The following is a 15,515-nucleotide window of genomic DNA, read 5'->3' as shown; positions in this document are numbered from 1 at the left end:
CTTTGACAGCGTAGACGGCGACCACTAGCTTGCGCATCGCCGGAACTTTCCCTTTCCCCTCAATCGGTTCCGGCCGAGCACAGGAGATGTACGCATGAAGAAGGTGGCCATTGCGATGAGCGTCACGCTCATACCCTTTGCTGCGACGGCAGCACCCAACGACCAGCCTGGCGCGCCCGGCTACACCTACCTCCAGGGCGACTATATTCCGGATGGCGATGCCAACGGCATCGGCAACGACTATGACGGCTACGGCGTCGAAGGCTCGGTGACGATCACCCGCCACGTCTTCGTCAACGGCAAGTACGACTGGCTCGACGTGGACGGCAGCACACTGGATGCGAACCGCGCGAGCGTCGGCGTCGGTCTGAATGATTTCCTCGATTACGGCGGCGCCGAAGGCACCGGCATCGGCTACTACGGCCAGGTGTCCTACGAGCGGCTGGCGCTGGACGGCGTGGCCGGCAGCGAAGAAGCCGACGCCAACGGTTACGGGGCCGACGTCGGCCTGCGCTGGATGGCGCACCCGCGGGTCGAAATCAACCCGCACGTCGGCTGGGTCGACTATGGCGATGTCGACGACGACGTGAATCTCGGCGACGCGGATGGTGTGCGCTACGGCGTGCGAGCGCTCGGCTATGTCGCCGACGATCTCGCACTCACCGCAGCCTACAGCGCCAGTGAAATCGAGACCGCGCGTCGCGATATCGGCTTCGACAACGAGTTCCGCGTCGGCGCGCGCATGAATTTCTAGCGCAGCCGGGATGGGCAAGGTCCGGCACCAGACCGGACCTTGCCGTTCTTTTGCCCCGAAACGGTTGTACCGCGCGGCTTTTGATGGTTAAATGCGCGGCTCGCTGACGCATGAGCGCGCGACCCAGGAGTTAGCCATGTCCCAGATCTGTCAGGTCACCGGCAAGAAGCCGGTCACCGGTAACAACGTCTCGCACGCCCACAACAAGACCCGTCGTCGCTTTGTGCCCAACCTGCACTGGCATCGTTTCTGGGTCGAATCCGAAAAGCGCTATGTGCGTCTTCGGGTGTCTGCCAAGGGCATGCGCATCATCGATCGCCAAGGCATCGATACCGTACTTGCGAAGATCCGCAAGCAGGAGAAAGCATAATGCGCGAAAAAGTACGCATGGTCTCGACCGCGGATACCGGGTTCTTCTACACCACGTACAAGAACAAGCGGAACACGCCCGACAAGCTCGAGATGAAGAAGTACGATCCCAAGGCGCGCAAGCACGTGACCTTCAAGGAAGCCAAGATCAAGTGATCTTCGCTTGACCGGCCGTGGCCGGTCATGATCGCGAAAAAACCGGCCGCGCGCCGGTTTTTTTGTGTCTGCTCCCGGTGCGTGGCGTGCCGGATGGCGCTTAGCGTTCATCGTGCGCTTGCCACTCGCTGCGCTGATTCTTTAGCGCATTCGTTAGTACGAGTGACTCGGGCTTTAGGCGCCCGTCTCTAATCCACTCACGAGTTCTTTGGACCTTTTGTTTCGCACTGCTGTGCGACTCACTTTCTTTTGCTTGTCCAAAAGAAAGTAAGCAAAGGAAAAAGACACCCGGGTTACGCGCCGTCGCGAAGCGCGCCGGTCCACTGCGATGCTCGGTCCGAAGGGATGCGGCCAGAACTCGGATCGCTTTGGCGATCCTCGAACAGCTGTCCGCACCGGCGCAGTGCGCCGGACACCCTTCGGCCCTGCGCTTCTCGTCGCGCCACACGGGACCCGAATACAGGCGCGACCACCGAATCTCTGTAGTTGAGATAGTGATCGAGTAGACGTTGAAGCGTTTGGCTGTGTTCCGGTCGGACTCGCCTACGGCTTTGTCCGACGAAGATCGCTTAGCGATCTTGGCAGAGCGTCAGCGAGCCTGTCTTCGTTTGTATTGGGGCCCCTTGGGCGTAGCGCCGAGCAGCGGAGCCAGGACGAGATGAAGCAGACGGCTGTCTGAGTCGCGCGTAGCGCGGCGAGTTCCGGCTGCGCTCGTCATGGCGAGCAGCGCAGGGCATCGGCGCGAAGCGCCGACGCAAGACAGGGTGTCCTTTTGTTTGCTTACTTTCTTTTGGACAAGCAAAAGAAAGTCAGTCGCACAGCAGTGCGAAACCCCAAGTACAAATTCACCCGCACCGTTGATCCCGAACTAACCGTCCGGGTCCAGGTCCCTGAAGTTGCCCTCCCAGGCTTCGAGCTGCAATTCAAAGCCAAGGATTCCAGCTGTGCGCATTACGGCACGCCGAGGCAGCCTTTCAACTTTGCCCAAGCAGCAGATTGCCCTTCGCATCCACCTCAGCCGACCAGCCGGGCGCGATCCAGGTCGTGGTCACGCTCTCGCGCACGATCGCCGGGCCGTCGAAACGCTGGCCAGCGAGCATCGCGTCGCGGTCGTAGACGGGGACGTCGTCGCCCAACTCATGCACCGCCACCTGTTCGCCGGCAACCGGCGCGCCCTCGCCTTTTTCGATCGCCGGCAGGGCGACATCCGGCACGGGCCCGGCACGATGCAGACGCAGGTTGACCAGCTCTACGGGTAAATCGAAGCGATGGCCATAACGCGCCTCGTGCGCGGCGTGGAACGCTTCGATGAGTTCGTCCGGCGCCTGCCAGGCCAGATTGAGCGATGCACTCTGGCCGGCATAGCGCAGGTCCGCGCTCAGACGCTCCTCGATATCGTCCTCGGCCACGCCTTCTTCGACCAGTTCGTCGCGTGTGGCTTCACGCAGCGGCGCGAGCCAGGCATCGATCTGCGAGGTTTCCACCTCGGCCAACGGCTGCAGAATGCTCAGCGAACGTTCGCGCGAACGGCGGGCGACGAGCATGCCCAGCGCCGAAAGCACCCCGGCGAATACCGGAATGAGCACGCGCTTCATGCCCATGCCTTCGGCAAGCGCGCAGGCATGCAGCGGCCCGGCGCCGCCGAAGCACAGCAGGCTGTCCTCGGCTACCGATTCGCCTCGGGCAACCGAGATCACCCGCAGGGCAGCCGTCATGGCTTCGTCTGCCACACGCAGAATGCCGGCGGCGGCGTCTTCTACGCTCAGGTCGAGCGGCTCGGCGATACGTGCGACCGCCTTGCGGGCAGCCGCCACGTCCAGACCCATATGGCCGCCGAGCCGGGTCGAGGCCGGCAGCCGGCCGAGCACGACATGGGCATCGGTGACGGTCGGCTGTTCGCCGCCCTTGCCGTAGCAGGCCGGGCCAGGTTCCGCGCCCGCCGAGGCCGGGCCCACCTGCAGCAGCCCGCCGGCATCCAGCCAGGCGATCGATCCGCCACCGGCGCCGATGGTGTGCATATCGACCATGGGCACGGCGACCGGGTAGCCGGCGATGCGCGTCTTGCTGGTCAGCGCCAGTTCGTTGCCCACCAGCGCCACGTCGCTGCTGGTGCCGCCCATGTCCAGCGTAAGCACGCGATCGAGCCGGGCCGAGCGCGCCACGAAACGCGCGCCGAGCAGCCCGCCGGCCGGGCCGGAGAGCAACAGATTGACCGCGTTGTCCGCGGCTTGGTCGACCCCCACCGTACCGGCGGCGCCATGCATGATCGCGACCCGGTCGAGCGCGGCTTCGAGCCGGCGCAGATAGCCGCCCACCGTCGGGCCCAGCGCGGCGTTGAGCCAAGTCGCGATACCGCGTTCGTACTCGCCGTACTCGGGCAGCACGCGGCTGCCACGCGCGATGGTCAGATCCGGCAGCGCTTCGCGCAGCGCGGTTTCGATGGCCGCCTCGTCCGAACCGTTCAGAAACGCGAACAACAGATTGATGGCCACCGCCTGGACACCGGACTGGCGAATCTGGTCGACCAGCGCGTCGCACATGGCATCGTCGAGCGCGACCAGCGTTTCGCCGTGCGCGTCGGCGCGGGCATCCACCTCGAAGCACAGTTCGGGCGCGACCGGCACCGGGTTCGGCACGGGTTCGAGCGCATAGAGCTCGGCGCGCGCCTGGCGGCCGATGGTGAGCACGTCGGCGAAACCGGTGTTGGCGGCATAGGCCGTGCGCGCGAGATTGTTCTCGAGCAGCGCGTTGGTGGCCACGGTCGAGCCGTGCACGATGCGCCAGTCGGCCGCGGCATCGCCGGCGAAATGGCGCACGCCGTCGATAACGGCAGCATCCGGCGCGTCCGGCGTGGACGCGATCTTGTAAACCGCGAGCGCGCCGTTTTCGAGCGCGATCACGTCGGTGAAGGTGCCGCCGGTATCCACACCGAGCTCTCCGGCTATGGAACCTCCAGCGCCCGGCTTTGTCGATTCGTCGTCGTGCTTTACGGTCATGGCCCTGTCAGCGGATGATTCGGCCTGGCCGCCTTGGTACGAGGCCAGCTGCCGCGTGTGCCGGAAACGATCATGGAAAGCGATTTGAAGCTGTCGGCGCAAGGCCTGATCCGCGATTATGCGGGCCGGCGCGCCGTGAACGATATCGATATCCGCCTGGCGGCCGGCGAAGTGCTGGGCCTGCTCGGGCCGAACGGCGCCGGCAAGACCACCACCCTGCGCATGCTGGCCGGCACGCTGGCCCCCAGCGCCGGGCGCATTCTGCTGGCCGGACACGACATGGCTCGTGCGCCGCAGCAGGCCAAGCGTCATCTGGGCTATCTGCCGGAACGGCCGCCGGTCTACGACGAACTTACCGTCGACGAATACCTGGCGTTCTGTGCGCGCCTGCACGGTGTCGAGCGCGCGAAACGCGCAGATGCCATCACCCGCGCCAAGGCGGACTGCGGCCTCGAGGCCGTCGGCCGTCGCCTGATCGGCCATCTTTCCAAGGGCTATCAGCAGCGGGTGGGCATCGCCCAGGCCATCGTGCACCGGCCCGACGTGCTCATCCTCGACGAACCCACCGCGGGTCTCGATCCGAACCAGCTGCGCGGCATTCGCGAACTCGTGGGCCGGCTGGCCGAGGCGCACAGCGTGATCGTGTCCAGCCATATCCTGTCCGAAATTCAGGCGGTCGCGCATCGAGTGATGATCCTGCACCGCGGCCGCGTGGTGCTCGACGAAGCCCTCGCCGACGCCGAAGCGCGCGATGACCGCGTGATCGACATCGGCCTACGCGCCGGACCAGACAGAAGCACGCTCGCCGCCTTGCCCGGCGTAGAAACCGTCGAGCCGCTCGGCGACGGGCGCTGGCGCATCACCGCCGCGCCGGGTCGCGATATTCGCGGCTCGCTGGCCGAGACAGCCGTGCATAACGGCTGGCATCTCGTCGAATTGACGACCCATGCCCCCGATCTGGAAACACGCTTTGCCGAGCTGACCCGAAGCGCCGAGCACACAACGGCGGTGGCCTCATGAACCTGGCCGTATCGATCGCCCGCCACGAGCTGCGGCGGCTGTTCGTGTCACCGCTGGCCTGGACGCTGCTGGCTGTCAGCCAGCTGCTCACTGGCATTTTGTTCGCGCTGTCGCTAACCGATCTCAGCCTCAATCCGCAGCGCATCGGCGCCTACGACGGCGTGTCGGCAATCGTCGGCGGTGGTCTGTTCCGGTTTGCCACCGTGGTGTTGCTGCTGGTCGTGCCGCTGCTGACGATGCGCGTGTTCGCCGAGGAGCGAAAGACTGGCAATATCGAACTGCTGCTGTCGTCGCCGGCATCGCTCACGGCCGTGGTGCTCGGCAAGTTCGCCGGGCTGATGGGCTATCTCACGCTGTTGTTTGCGCTCGTTGCGCTCATGCCGCTGTCGCTGGCGTTCGCGACACCGCTGGATATCGGCCTGCTCGCGTCGGGGTTGATCGGCTTGTGGCTGGTCATGGCGGCGTTCTGCGCGTTGGGGCTGTTTCTGTCCTCGCTCACTCGCGAGCCGACGCTGGCCGCCGTCGCGACCCTCGGCGCGCTCATGCTGCTGTGGCTGTTCTACGCGGTGTCGGCCATGGAATGGCAGCCGGTGGTGTTCGGCACCGCCCTGCCGCTTGGCGATGCTGCGCGCGCACTGTCGCTGATCGGCCATCACGACGCGCTGCTGCGCGGCGTGTTCTCCAGCGCGGACGTCCTGTATTTCCTGATCTTTACGCTGTGTTTTCTGGCCCTGACGGTCGTACGCCTCGACATGGATCGCCACTGATGCGCGTTGCCCATGTGCTGACCTTATTGCTGATTGTGGCTGTCGCGCTGCTTGCCGGCGCGCTCAGCCAGCGGCTGTCGATCAGCGCGGACTGGACCGCCGGCAACCGCAATTCGCTCACCGAAGCCAGCGAGCGCGTCATCGACGCGCTGCACGACGGCCCGATCACGCTGCGCGCGTATATCTACCCCGGTCCGCAGCGCGCCGACGTGCGCGCGCAGCTGGCCCGCTACACGCGCGCCAGCGCACGCGTCACGCTCGAGTTCGTCGACCCGGCGCGCCATCCGCAGGAAGTGCGCGCGCTGCGTATCGGCGACGACGGCGCGCTCCAAGTGCGCTACCAGGGCCGCAGCCAGACGGTGAACGATTTCGACGAGGCCAGCGTGACCAACGCGCTGCAGCGGCTGTCCGTGGCCCGCGATCAGTGGGTGGTGTTTCTCACCGGCCACGGCGAGCGCGACCCGGCCGACGAATCCAACGGCGGATACAGCGATCTCGCCGCTGCACTCGACAGCCAGGGCATGACCACCCGCACCCTCAACATCGCCGACGCCGCCGCCATACCCGACAACGCGGCCCTCGTGGTCATCGCCAGCCCGCAACGCGAGCTGCTGCCCGGCGAAGTGCAGCTGCTACGGGACTATCTCGCCCGCGGGGGCGCCCTGCTCTGGGCCGACGACCCGGGCGAGCGCTACGGCCTCGGCGCGCTCGCCCGCGATCTCGCTATCGAATGGCAGCCCGGCACGCTGATCTACCCCGATTACAAGACGATCGGCACGGGCCATCCCGCCATTGCGGTGGTTGCCAACTATCCGGATACGCCGATCTCGGAAAACCTCAATCGCATCAGCCTGTTTCCCTATGCCGGCGCGATCACGTCCACGGCCGGCCGCAGTGACTGGAAAGCGCAGACCTTCCTGCGTTCGAACACGCGCAGCTGGCTCGAAACAGGCGCGCTCGAACAGGCGAGCCTGACTTTCGAGCCGGACAACGGCGACCAGCGTGGCCCGCTTGACATGGGCATCGCGCTGTCGCGCACGGTACAAACCGACCAGGGCCCGCAGGCACAACGCGCCGCCGTGATCGCCGACAGCGACTTCATGAGCAACGGTCATCTCGCCAAGCTCGGCAACCGTCCCCTCGCCTTGGCGCTGTTCCAGTGGCTGGGCTATCGCGATGCCCAGATAGCGGTCGACGTGGCCACGGCGCCCGACGCGAATCTCGACCTGACGGCCCGCCAGATCCGCGGGCTGTGGTGGATCTACGTACTCATCCTGCCGTTTGGCCTGCTCGGCTTCGGGCTAACCCGCTGGGCACGCCGGCGCCGTCGATGAATCCCAAACGCCTGATATTCATCGCCATCCTCGCGGCCGGCGTCGTCGTGCTGGGCATCGCCCTCTGGCTGACCCGCACCCCGCAGCCCGCGCCGGAGCCGCGCGTGAGCGACGTACCCACCGAAGCAATCGACGAAATCGGGATCAACCTGCGCGACGCCGTCGTGGCACTGGAACGCGAGCCTGACGACGGCGGCTGGGGCGTCACCACGCCGGTCGCGGCCCGCGCCGATATCGCGCACGTCAAGGCACTGCTCGAGCTGGCTGCCGCCACGCCCACACGGCGCTACGATCGCGACGCGATCGAGGATGACGTGACCGGCCTCGACGATCCCGCGCTGACGGTTCGTTACAACGACGACGCCCCGATCGCGATCGGCAAGCCCGGCCCGCAGCCAGGCACCCGCTACGTACGCACCGCGCATGCCCTGCTGCTGGTGGACGCTCGATCGCTGTCCAGCCTGCCGACGCGCTGGCGCGGCTGGATTTCGCCCACCCTGCTCGCCCGCGATGCGAACCTGTCGAAACTTACGCTACCCCGCCTCACGCTCGAACGCACCGACACCGGCGGCTGGCGCGTGCTGCCCGACAGCGCGGACCGCGGCGCCGACTACGCACAGGCGACCATCGACGCCTGGCGCCAAAGCCGCGCGCTCTCGCTCGAGCCGGCCGATGCCGGCCGCGAACGTCTGGCCCGCGTCACGCTACGTTTCGGCGACGACAGCACGCGCCACCTGGACGTGATCGCTCGCAAGCCCGAGTTGATCCTGCGCGATGCGGCACTGGGCATCGACTATCACTTCGCGGACACGCTCGCTGCGCCGCTGCTCGATATGCGGCATCCGGACTCGCTGGGCGCCGGCCGTGAGCGCAGCCTGCAGCCTTCGGCGATTCCGCTCAGCCCAACGCAGGCCGGGGGCGCGATTGGCGGGGACAGCGGGTGAATCGAATCGGATGACCGGTTTCGGCCGGCGACTCGGGCTTTGCCAGCTTTTCATGTCGCGCTTAGTCGTACGGCTGAGATGCGAGTCGTGCGCATCTAGGGCGCTTACAACGATTTTGCAGCTTTGAATCAACTTTGCGGGTGAAGTTTTACTTGAGGTTTCGCACTGTTGTGCGAGTCACTTTTATTTGCTTGCCCAAATAAAAGTAACCAAAACAAAAGGCACCCTGTCTTGCGCCGATGCTGCGCATCGGTGCCCTGCGCGGCTCCGGCCGAAAGAGGACAGCCGGAAACTCGCTGCGCTCAGACATCCGGCTGTCTTTTTCTCTTTCGGCCTACACTGCTCGGCGCTGCGCCTAAGGGGACCCAATACAGGCAAGCTCGCTATCGCTCGCGCAAGGTCGCGCTTCTTATGTCGGATCAGGCGTTCGCCTAATCCGACAAGAACGAAGTCCCAACGGGAAAATCAAATTACCGAATCAGCTGACTCTTGCTGTGGGCCTGGCGTTTGTATTCGGGCCCGTTGCACGGCGACGGAGACACGGAGTGGCGACGGGTGTCCGGCGCACTGCGCCGGTGCGTACAGCATGTCTGAGGATCGCCAAAGCGATCCGAGTTCTGTACGCATCCCGTCGACGCTGCGTGTCGGAGTGAACCGGCGCGAAGCGCCGGCGCTGTGTCCGGGTGTCTTTTTCTTTGCTTACTTTCTTTTGGACAAGCAAAAGAAAGTGAGTCGCGCAGCAGCGCGAAACCAAAGGTCCGACAAACTCGTGAGCAACACAAAACAACTTGAAGCCCGAATCAACCAGACACGAACAATCACCCAACCCCCCGCTCGGCGCTCACCCGCAGTTGCCAGAGCACCAACCCCTGCAAACCGCAACGCCGATCAGCCTCTACCACATCCCATGGCAAAATAGCGCGATGCCCGAATTGCCCGAAGTCGAGACCACGCGCGCGGGGATCGAACCGCACGTGCGCGGCCAGACCGTGCGTACGGTCGTCGTGCGCCAGCCACAGCTGCGCTGGCCGGTTTCGCCGGAACTGGCCGCCGTGCTGCCCGGCCAGGCGATCCGTACCGTGCACCGGCGGGCGAAATACCTGCTCTTCGAAACCGATACCGGCCATGTCTGCCTGCATCTGGGCATGTCGGGTCGGCTGCGTATCGTGCCCGCGGACACGCCGGTCGCTACCCACGACCATCTCGATATCGTGCTGGAGAACGACTGGGTGATTCGTTTCAACGATGCGCGGCGCTTCGGTTCAGTGTTCTGGCTGGACGGCGCGCCGGAAACGTTTTCCCTGCTCGCGCATCTGGGCCCGGAACCGCTGGGCGACGCATTCGATGGCGACTGGCTCTACGCACGCTCGCGCGGCAAACGCGCATCGGTGAAGACATTCATCATGGACAGCGCCACGGTGGTCGGCGTGGGCAACATCTACGCCTGCGAAGCACTCCATGCCGCGCGCATCCACCCGCGCCGCCCCGCAGGCCGGGTCGGGCGCGCCCGCTATCGCGCGCTGGCCGAGGCTATTCGCCGGGTGCTCGCCGACGCCATCGTCGCCGGCGGCACCACGCTGCGCGACTATATCGGCGTGGACGGCGATACCGGCTACTTCCAGCTGCGCCTTGCGGCCTACGGCAAGGCCGGGCAGGCGTGCCCGCGAGGCTGCGGACCGGTCCGGCGCGAGGTGATCGGCCAGCGCAGCACGTTCTTCTGTCCGGTCTGCCAGAAATGACCGGGCCGCACGTTCCGTACCACCACGAAATCACCTAGGGTAGGTCGATGCGCTATATCGCTTTGATCGCCGTGTTCGCCGCCACCGTGGGTTTTGGTTACCTGACGCTGGGGCTGCCGCGCTACTTCGGGCTGTTCTTTCTGATCAGCATCACCTTCTTGGGCATGGGTCTGCATGACCTGTTCCAGCGCGAGCATGCGTTGCTGCGCAACTATCCGCTGCTGGCGCATTTCCGCTGGATGATCGAGGCGATCCGCCCCGAGATTCGCCAGTACCTTCTGGAATCGGATACCGAGGCCACGCCGTTTTCGCGCGAGCACCGGTCGCAGGTCTATCAGCGCGCCAAGAACGTCAACGACGCGGATCCGTTCGGCACCGAGCAGAACGTCTATGCCGAAGGCCATGAATGGATGGTGCACTCGATCGCCGCCAAGACGCCGAGCGAGACACCGCCGCGCGTGCGCATCGGCGGGCCGCAGTGCACCCAGCCCTACGAGGCGTCGACGCTCAACATATCCGCGATGAGTTTCGGCTCGCTGTCCGCCAACGCCATTCGGGCGCTCAATTTCGGTGCCGCCAAGGGCGAATTCGCCCACGACACGGGCGAAGGATCGGTCAGCCGGCATCACAAGGAGTTCGGCGGCGATCTCATCTGGGAGATCGGCAGCGGCTATTTCGGCTGCCGAGCCGAGGACGGCGGTTTCGATCGCGATCAGTTTGTGAAGGTCGCCAACGACGACCAGGTCAAGATGATCGAGATCAAGCTCAGTCAGGGCGCGAAACCCGGCCACGGCGGCGTGCTGCCCGGCTCCAAGGTCACGCCCGAGATCGCCGAAGCACGCGGCATCAAGGTGGGCCAGACCTGTGTCTCGCCGCCCGCGCACAGCGCCTTTTCCACGCCGGTCGAGATGATGGAGTTCATCGCCGACCTGCGGGAGGGCGCGAACGGCAAGCCGGTCGGCTTCAAGCTCTGTGTGGGGCATGGCTGGCAGTTCATGTCGCTGGTCAAGGCCATGCTCAAGACCGGCATCACCCCGGATTTCATCGTGGTGGACGGCGCCGAAGGCGGCACCGGCGCCGCACCGCTGGAGCTTGCCGACAACGTCGGTACGCCGCTGCGCGAGGGCCTGGTGTGGGTCCACAATTCGCTGGTGGGTGCGGGGCTGCGCGAGCGGATCAAGATCGGCGCGTCCGGCAAGATCACCTCCGGCTTCAAGATGGCGGCCAACATGGCGCTGGGCGCGGACTGGTGCAATTCGGCGCGCGGCTTCATGTTCGCGGTCGGCTGCGTGCAGTCCGAGTCCTGCCATACCGATCACTGCCCCACCGGCGTGGCCACCCAGAACAAGTGGCGCCAGCGCGCCGTTGTGGTGCCGGAAAAAGGCGAACGGGTGTACAACTTCCACAAGCGCACAGTGGCCGCGATGCAGGAAGTCGTCGCGACCGTTGGGCTCGACCATCCCGGACAGCTGCGCCCCGAACACCTGTGTCGCCGCACGACCGATTCGGAAATCCATACCGCGGATCAGGTTTATCGTTTTCTCGAAACCGGCGAACTGCTCACCGCCACGGGCGACGGGCGCTACGAGCAGGCCTGGCGCAAGGCCCAGGCCCACAGTTTCCTACCGTCGATCTAGGCAAGCCAACACGAACGGCTGGCGCCTGCCGCGAGCAATACGGATACGCCGGCCCCGGGCGTATGCGATACGCTCGGGGCAACATATGCGTCCACGGCATCCAGGATGATGCCAGGAGACTTGATCATGGCCTTGCCGACTCTGCGCCGCCCGCGCACGCCGCCCGAAACCACCGAACAGGTACGCGACTACGCGACCCAGTACTCCGATACGCGTTTCTGGACCAAGGTCTCGCGCGTGGCCAGGCGCGCGGGCTATGAGCTGCTGGAAAAGGCGCTCTGGCTCCATTACGCGGCCCAGCGCCCGGAAACGCCGCGCTGGGCGCGCGTGACCGCCTACGGCGCGCTCGGCTACTTCATCCTGCCGATGGATGCGGTACCGGACTGGTTGTTCGGCTTCGGCCTGACGGACGATCTCGGCGCCCTCACGCTTTCGGTCGTGGCGCTGTCGCAGTACATCAACGACGACGTACGCCGACGCACCGCGCACAAGCTCGACCAGTGGTTCGAGCGTCCCGCATACAAGCGCCCGCTGCGGCCCGTGGAATAAGTCGGCCATGAACAACACGCAGGACAACAGCCGTGTGGTTTTGATTACCGGCGCCTCGGCCGGCGTCGGCGAAGCCAGTGCGCGCGCCTTTGCCGCCAACGGCGCGCGGGTGATCGTCGCCGCGCGCGGCATCGACCGCCTGCAGCAGGTCGCCGACAGCATTGGCGCCACCGCAATCGCGGGCGATGTCGCCACCACAGACGGTTGTCGCGAGCTGATCGACGCGGCGATCGCCGTGCATGGCCGCCTCGACGTGTTGGTGAACAACGCCGGCTGCCACCACCGCGGGCCGGTGGCCGGGCGGAGTGCGGACGAACTGGCGGAAATGGTCGACACCAATCTGCGCGCGCCGCTCGTTCTCAGCCGTCTGGCCCTGGACACGCTGCGCAAAGACGGCGGCGGCGCGATCGTCAACGTGGCCTCCATCGCCGGCCAGATGCCGCTGGCCGGCAGCGCGGCCTACTCGGCCACCAAGTTCGGCCTGCGCGCGTTCACCTATGCCCTGGCCGACGAACTGCGTGACGCGAACGTCACGGTCAGCGCGGTTTCGCCCGGGCCGATCGCCACCGGCTTCATCCTCGACGATATCGATGCGGTCTCGGACATCACGTTTTCCCAGTCGATGAGCACGCCGGAACAGATCGCCGCGCTGGTGGTGGCCTGTGCCAACGACGGGCGGGTCGAGCGCACGCGCCCGGCCATGGGCCGGGTCATGGCCACGGCCGGTTACCTGGTGCCGGGGCTGTCGCGCGCCCTGCGCCCGTTACTGGCTGCCAAGGGCCGACGCGCAAAGGCACGCTACCGCCGCAAGGGGTGAAATCACGGACTTGCGCCACCCGCGGGCGGCGCGCACAGTGAATCGCGTCAACTGCAAGGAAAGGAAGAACTATGGGCATTCTCGTCTGGATCATCTTCGGTCTGATCGCGGGCGCGATCGCGAAGCTGATCATGCCCGGCAAGGATCCGGGCGGCATCATCGTCACCATCGTCATCGGTATCCTGGGTGCCGTGGTCGGTGGCTTCATCGCGACCGCGCTCGGTTTTGGCGGCGTGTCCGGCTTCAACCTGGGCAGCTTGGTGATCGCCATTCTCGGCGCCATTCTGCTGCTCTGGCTGTATCGCGTGGTGAAGTCGCGCTAGCGGCTCGGCACCGATCGAACGAGGGGCCGGCGCATTGCGGTGCGCCGGTCTTTTTTATGCCTGACGGAATCATTTCGCTTTCGGCACGGCGGCATATCACGGCCGCCGAAAACCGGCGGAGGGCAGCAGCCTGTCGGCATCGGCGGCCGAGCCCCGCGCGCACACCATGATCGTTGTCTACTGTCTTCTGACCGTGATCGCCGCCATCGGCGTGCTGATGCTCGGCACGAGTGCCGCGCGGCTGCGCCGACGCCGGCGTTTCGCGGCGGCGCGCGCCGGTACCGGCGGCGGACTCTGCCTCGCGCTGGCCCTGCTGGCGGGCGCGATCCTGCTCAATCTGCATACCTACCAGCGGTTGAGCTATGAGCAGCCCGTTGCCGGCCTGCGGTTCGTCGCCGTCGGCGACCAGCATTTCCAGGCCACGCTGACCACGCCCGACGCGCGCCTGCGCCTGGCCGACATGCGCGGCGACGAGTGGCAACTCGACGCGCGCGTGCTCAAGTGGCAGCCGCTGGCGAACCTGCTCGGTTTCGATGCCCTGTTCCGGCTCGAGCGGCTGAGTGGCCGCTATCGCGATATCGAGGCCGAAAACCACCGCCCGCGCAGTGCCATCGCGCTGGGCGGCGAGGAGCCCGGGCTGAACGCTTTCGCCCTGGCCCGCCGCATGCCGCGCTGGGCGGGGCTGGTCGACGCCGAATACGGCAGCGCGACTTATCTGCCGATGGCCGACGGCGCGGCCTACGACATCACGCTCACCCAGAGCGGGCTCGTCGCCCGGCCGGCCAACGAGGCAGCGCGCGCGGCTATGCGCCGCTGGTAGCGCCGCCCGTGCCGCTGGTGGCGGTATTCATGCGCGCATAGGCGCCGCTGACATGCGCGACGAGCGTGTCGAAATCCTGCGAAAACAGCTCGACTCGACAGGTCACGCTGCGTCGGCCCACGCGCAGCAGATGTGCCCGCGCGAGCACGTCCGCCGCCCGCGGTCGCTGCAGGAATTCGATATGAAAATGACTGGTCACCGCATATTCGCCGTCCGGCACGTGCGCAATGATGGCCGTATACATGGCGGCATCGGCCAGGGTCATGAGCACGGGGCCGGAGATCGTGTTGCCCAGGCGGGTCATGCCCTCGTCGTAGGGCAGACAGATATCGGCATGGGTTTCACCAATATCCAGCACATGGAACTGGGGGCTGCCCGGGGCGCCCACGTTGCGCCGGATGACGGTTTCGATCTCCTCTGCGTCAAGCAGGCTCATGGCGTCTCCTTTTTCAACTGCGTTGTTATTCATCCATGCGACATCTAGCCGGCCAGCAGTCCGGCGAGCCCGTCCCAGGCCAGCTTGACCGCCAACACGAGCATGACCGCGCGAATCATCTGTCGGAAGCGGACTTCCGAGAACAGCCCGACCAGACGCCGGCCGATCAGCGTACCCACGAGCGCAGCGATCGCCATCGGCACGAGCAGGTCGAGCCGGGCGAGCACGTTGAACCCGTTCAGCGAGAACGCCGCCATCTTGAGCAGGTGGCCGCTGGCCTGAGCCACGGCCATCGTCGCGATGATCTGCTCCTTGCGCCAGTCGTCGCGCAGAAAGAACGGCGCGACCAGAATGCCGGTCGCGCCCACGACCGGGCCGATCACGCCGGCAATGGCGCCCGCCGCAAGCAGGCCGCCGCGGCCGTGAATTCGCAGACGCTGCGCCCAGCTCGGCCAGACGGCCATGGCGATGAACACTGCCATGATCAGCCGGATCCAGTCCGGATTGGCATCGACGACCAGCGGCGCGACGAGAAACGGCCCCGGCACGGCGGTAATCATGAACAGGCCGAGCGCGCCCCAGCGCACGTGCGGGCTGTAGACGACGCTGCGCGACGCATTGGAGGCCAGCTGCACGCCGGCATGCAACGGCAGGGCAAGCGCCGGCGGCATGCCGAGAGCGAACATCACCGCAATCAAGACCGCACCGCCGCCCATGCCGGCCATGCCCGATAACGTCGCCGTCACCAGCGCCGCCACCACGAGGGCCGCCGTCAACAGCACGACAGGGCGATGTGCGGCATGCGGGGCGCACTTGGCTGGTTGAAATGCAGGCCGTCGATAGTGCGCAACCTC

General features: G+C 66.1%; 16 protein-coding genes. 13 read left to right on the top strand and 3 right to left on the bottom strand.

What is annotated here, in order from left to right; translation table 11 throughout:
* Positions 1–94 precede the first annotated feature (94 nt).
* From J7355_RS05220 to rpmG, 3 genes are all read left to right on the top strand, one after another.
* The gene (locus tag J7355_RS05220; protein ID WP_209060567.1) at positions 95–754 is read left to right on the top strand and encodes a hypothetical protein; all 660 of its coding nucleotides are present in this window, start codon (positions 95–97) and stop codon (positions 752–754) included.
* Between the two features lie 136 nt (positions 755–890).
* Complete coding sequence (gene rpmB / locus J7355_RS05215; RefSeq protein WP_209060565.1) at positions 891–1,124, top strand: 50S ribosomal protein L28; 234 nt, start codon at positions 891–893, stop codon at positions 1,122–1,124.
* Positions 1,124–1,279 (top strand): 50S ribosomal protein L33, encoded by a 156-nt coding sequence (rpmG, locus tag J7355_RS05210; protein ID WP_209060564.1) that lies wholly within the window; start codon positions 1,124–1,126, stop codon positions 1,277–1,279. Before rpmB ends, rpmG begins: the two co-directional genes overlap by 1 nt.
* Before the next feature lie 974 nt (positions 1,280–2,253).
* Here the strand turns inward: rpmG and J7355_RS05205 are convergent.
* Positions 2,254–4,275 carry a hydantoinase/oxoprolinase family protein gene (locus J7355_RS05205; protein ID WP_209060563.1) on the bottom strand — a complete coding sequence of 674 codons (2,022 nt, stop codon included), beginning with the start codon at positions 4,273–4,275 and terminating at the stop codon, positions 2,254–2,256.
* A 72-nt stretch (positions 4,276–4,347) separates the two neighbouring features.
* Here J7355_RS05205 and J7355_RS05200 point away from each other — a divergent pair, with 72 nt between their 5' ends.
* From J7355_RS05200 to J7355_RS05155, 10 genes are all read left to right on the top strand, one after another.
* Positions 4,348–5,295 carry an ATP-binding cassette domain-containing protein gene (locus J7355_RS05200; RefSeq protein WP_209060560.1) on the top strand — a complete coding sequence of 316 codons (948 nt, stop codon included), beginning with the start codon at positions 4,348–4,350 and terminating at the stop codon, positions 5,293–5,295.
* Positions 5,292–6,062: an ABC transporter permease subunit gene (locus tag J7355_RS05195; protein ID WP_209060559.1), complete on the top strand. Its 771-nt coding sequence runs from the start codon at positions 5,292–5,294 to the stop codon at positions 6,060–6,062. The genes J7355_RS05200 and J7355_RS05195 overlap by 4 nt, the downstream gene beginning before the upstream one ends.
* Positions 6,062–7,396 (top strand): DUF4350 domain-containing protein, encoded by a 1,335-nt coding sequence (locus J7355_RS05190; RefSeq protein WP_209060558.1) that lies wholly within the window; start codon positions 6,062–6,064, stop codon positions 7,394–7,396. The genes J7355_RS05195 and J7355_RS05190 overlap by 1 nt, the downstream gene beginning before the upstream one ends.
* A complete protein-coding gene (locus J7355_RS05185) occupies positions 7,393–8,340 on the top strand; it encodes a DUF4340 domain-containing protein (RefSeq protein ID WP_209060557.1) in 948 nt (315 codons plus the stop codon). The genes J7355_RS05190 and J7355_RS05185 overlap by 4 nt, the downstream gene beginning before the upstream one ends.
* Positions 8,341–9,263: 923 nt before the next feature.
* Entirely contained in the window at positions 9,264–10,079 is an 816-nt protein-coding gene (gene mutM / locus J7355_RS05180; protein ID WP_209060556.1) for a bifunctional DNA-formamidopyrimidine glycosylase/DNA-(apurinic or apyrimidinic site) lyase, read from the top strand.
* Positions 10,080–10,126: 47 nt separating this feature from the next.
* A complete protein-coding gene (locus J7355_RS05175) occupies positions 10,127–11,716 on the top strand; it encodes an FMN-binding glutamate synthase family protein (RefSeq protein ID WP_209060554.1) in 1,590 nt (529 codons plus the stop codon).
* 126 nt (positions 11,717–11,842) lie between these two features.
* Positions 11,843–12,265, top strand: coding sequence for a YkvA family protein (locus J7355_RS05170; RefSeq protein WP_209060548.1), 423 nt, complete (start codon positions 11,843–11,845; stop codon positions 12,263–12,265).
* 7 nt (positions 12,266–12,272) lie between these two features.
* Positions 12,273–13,082 (top strand): SDR family oxidoreductase, encoded by an 810-nt coding sequence (locus J7355_RS05165; protein WP_209060546.1) that lies wholly within the window; start codon positions 12,273–12,275, stop codon positions 13,080–13,082.
* A gap of 71 nt (positions 13,083–13,153) precedes the next feature.
* Positions 13,154–13,405 carry a GlsB/YeaQ/YmgE family stress response membrane protein gene (locus tag J7355_RS05160; RefSeq protein WP_209060545.1) on the top strand — a complete coding sequence of 84 codons (252 nt, stop codon included), beginning with the start codon at positions 13,154–13,156 and terminating at the stop codon, positions 13,403–13,405.
* A gap of 166 nt (positions 13,406–13,571) precedes the next feature.
* Positions 13,572–14,225 carry a hypothetical protein gene (locus tag J7355_RS05155; RefSeq protein ID WP_209060543.1) on the top strand — a complete coding sequence of 218 codons (654 nt, stop codon included), beginning with the start codon at positions 13,572–13,574 and terminating at the stop codon, positions 14,223–14,225.
* Here J7355_RS05155 and J7355_RS05150 read toward each other — a convergent pair.
* The gene (locus J7355_RS05150; protein WP_209060541.1) at positions 14,209–14,661 is read right to left on the bottom strand and encodes a PaaI family thioesterase; all 453 of its coding nucleotides are present in this window, start codon (positions 14,659–14,661) and stop codon (positions 14,209–14,211) included. The genes J7355_RS05155 and J7355_RS05150 overlap by 17 nt on opposite strands.
* Positions 14,662–14,705: 44 nt before the next feature.
* Positions 14,706–15,443 carry a sulfite exporter TauE/SafE family protein gene (locus tag J7355_RS05145; protein ID WP_209060540.1) on the bottom strand — a complete coding sequence of 246 codons (738 nt, stop codon included), beginning with the start codon at positions 15,441–15,443 and terminating at the stop codon, positions 14,706–14,708.
* Positions 15,444–15,515 lie beyond the last annotated feature (72 nt).

The organism is Endozoicomonas sp. G2_2 (assembly GCF_017744135.1).
GTDB lineage: Bacteria > Pseudomonadota > Gammaproteobacteria > Nevskiales > Salinisphaeraceae > Salinisphaera.
The sequence above is the reverse complement of the archived record's forward strand: the minus strand, read 5'-3'. Positions and strand labels throughout refer to the sequence as shown.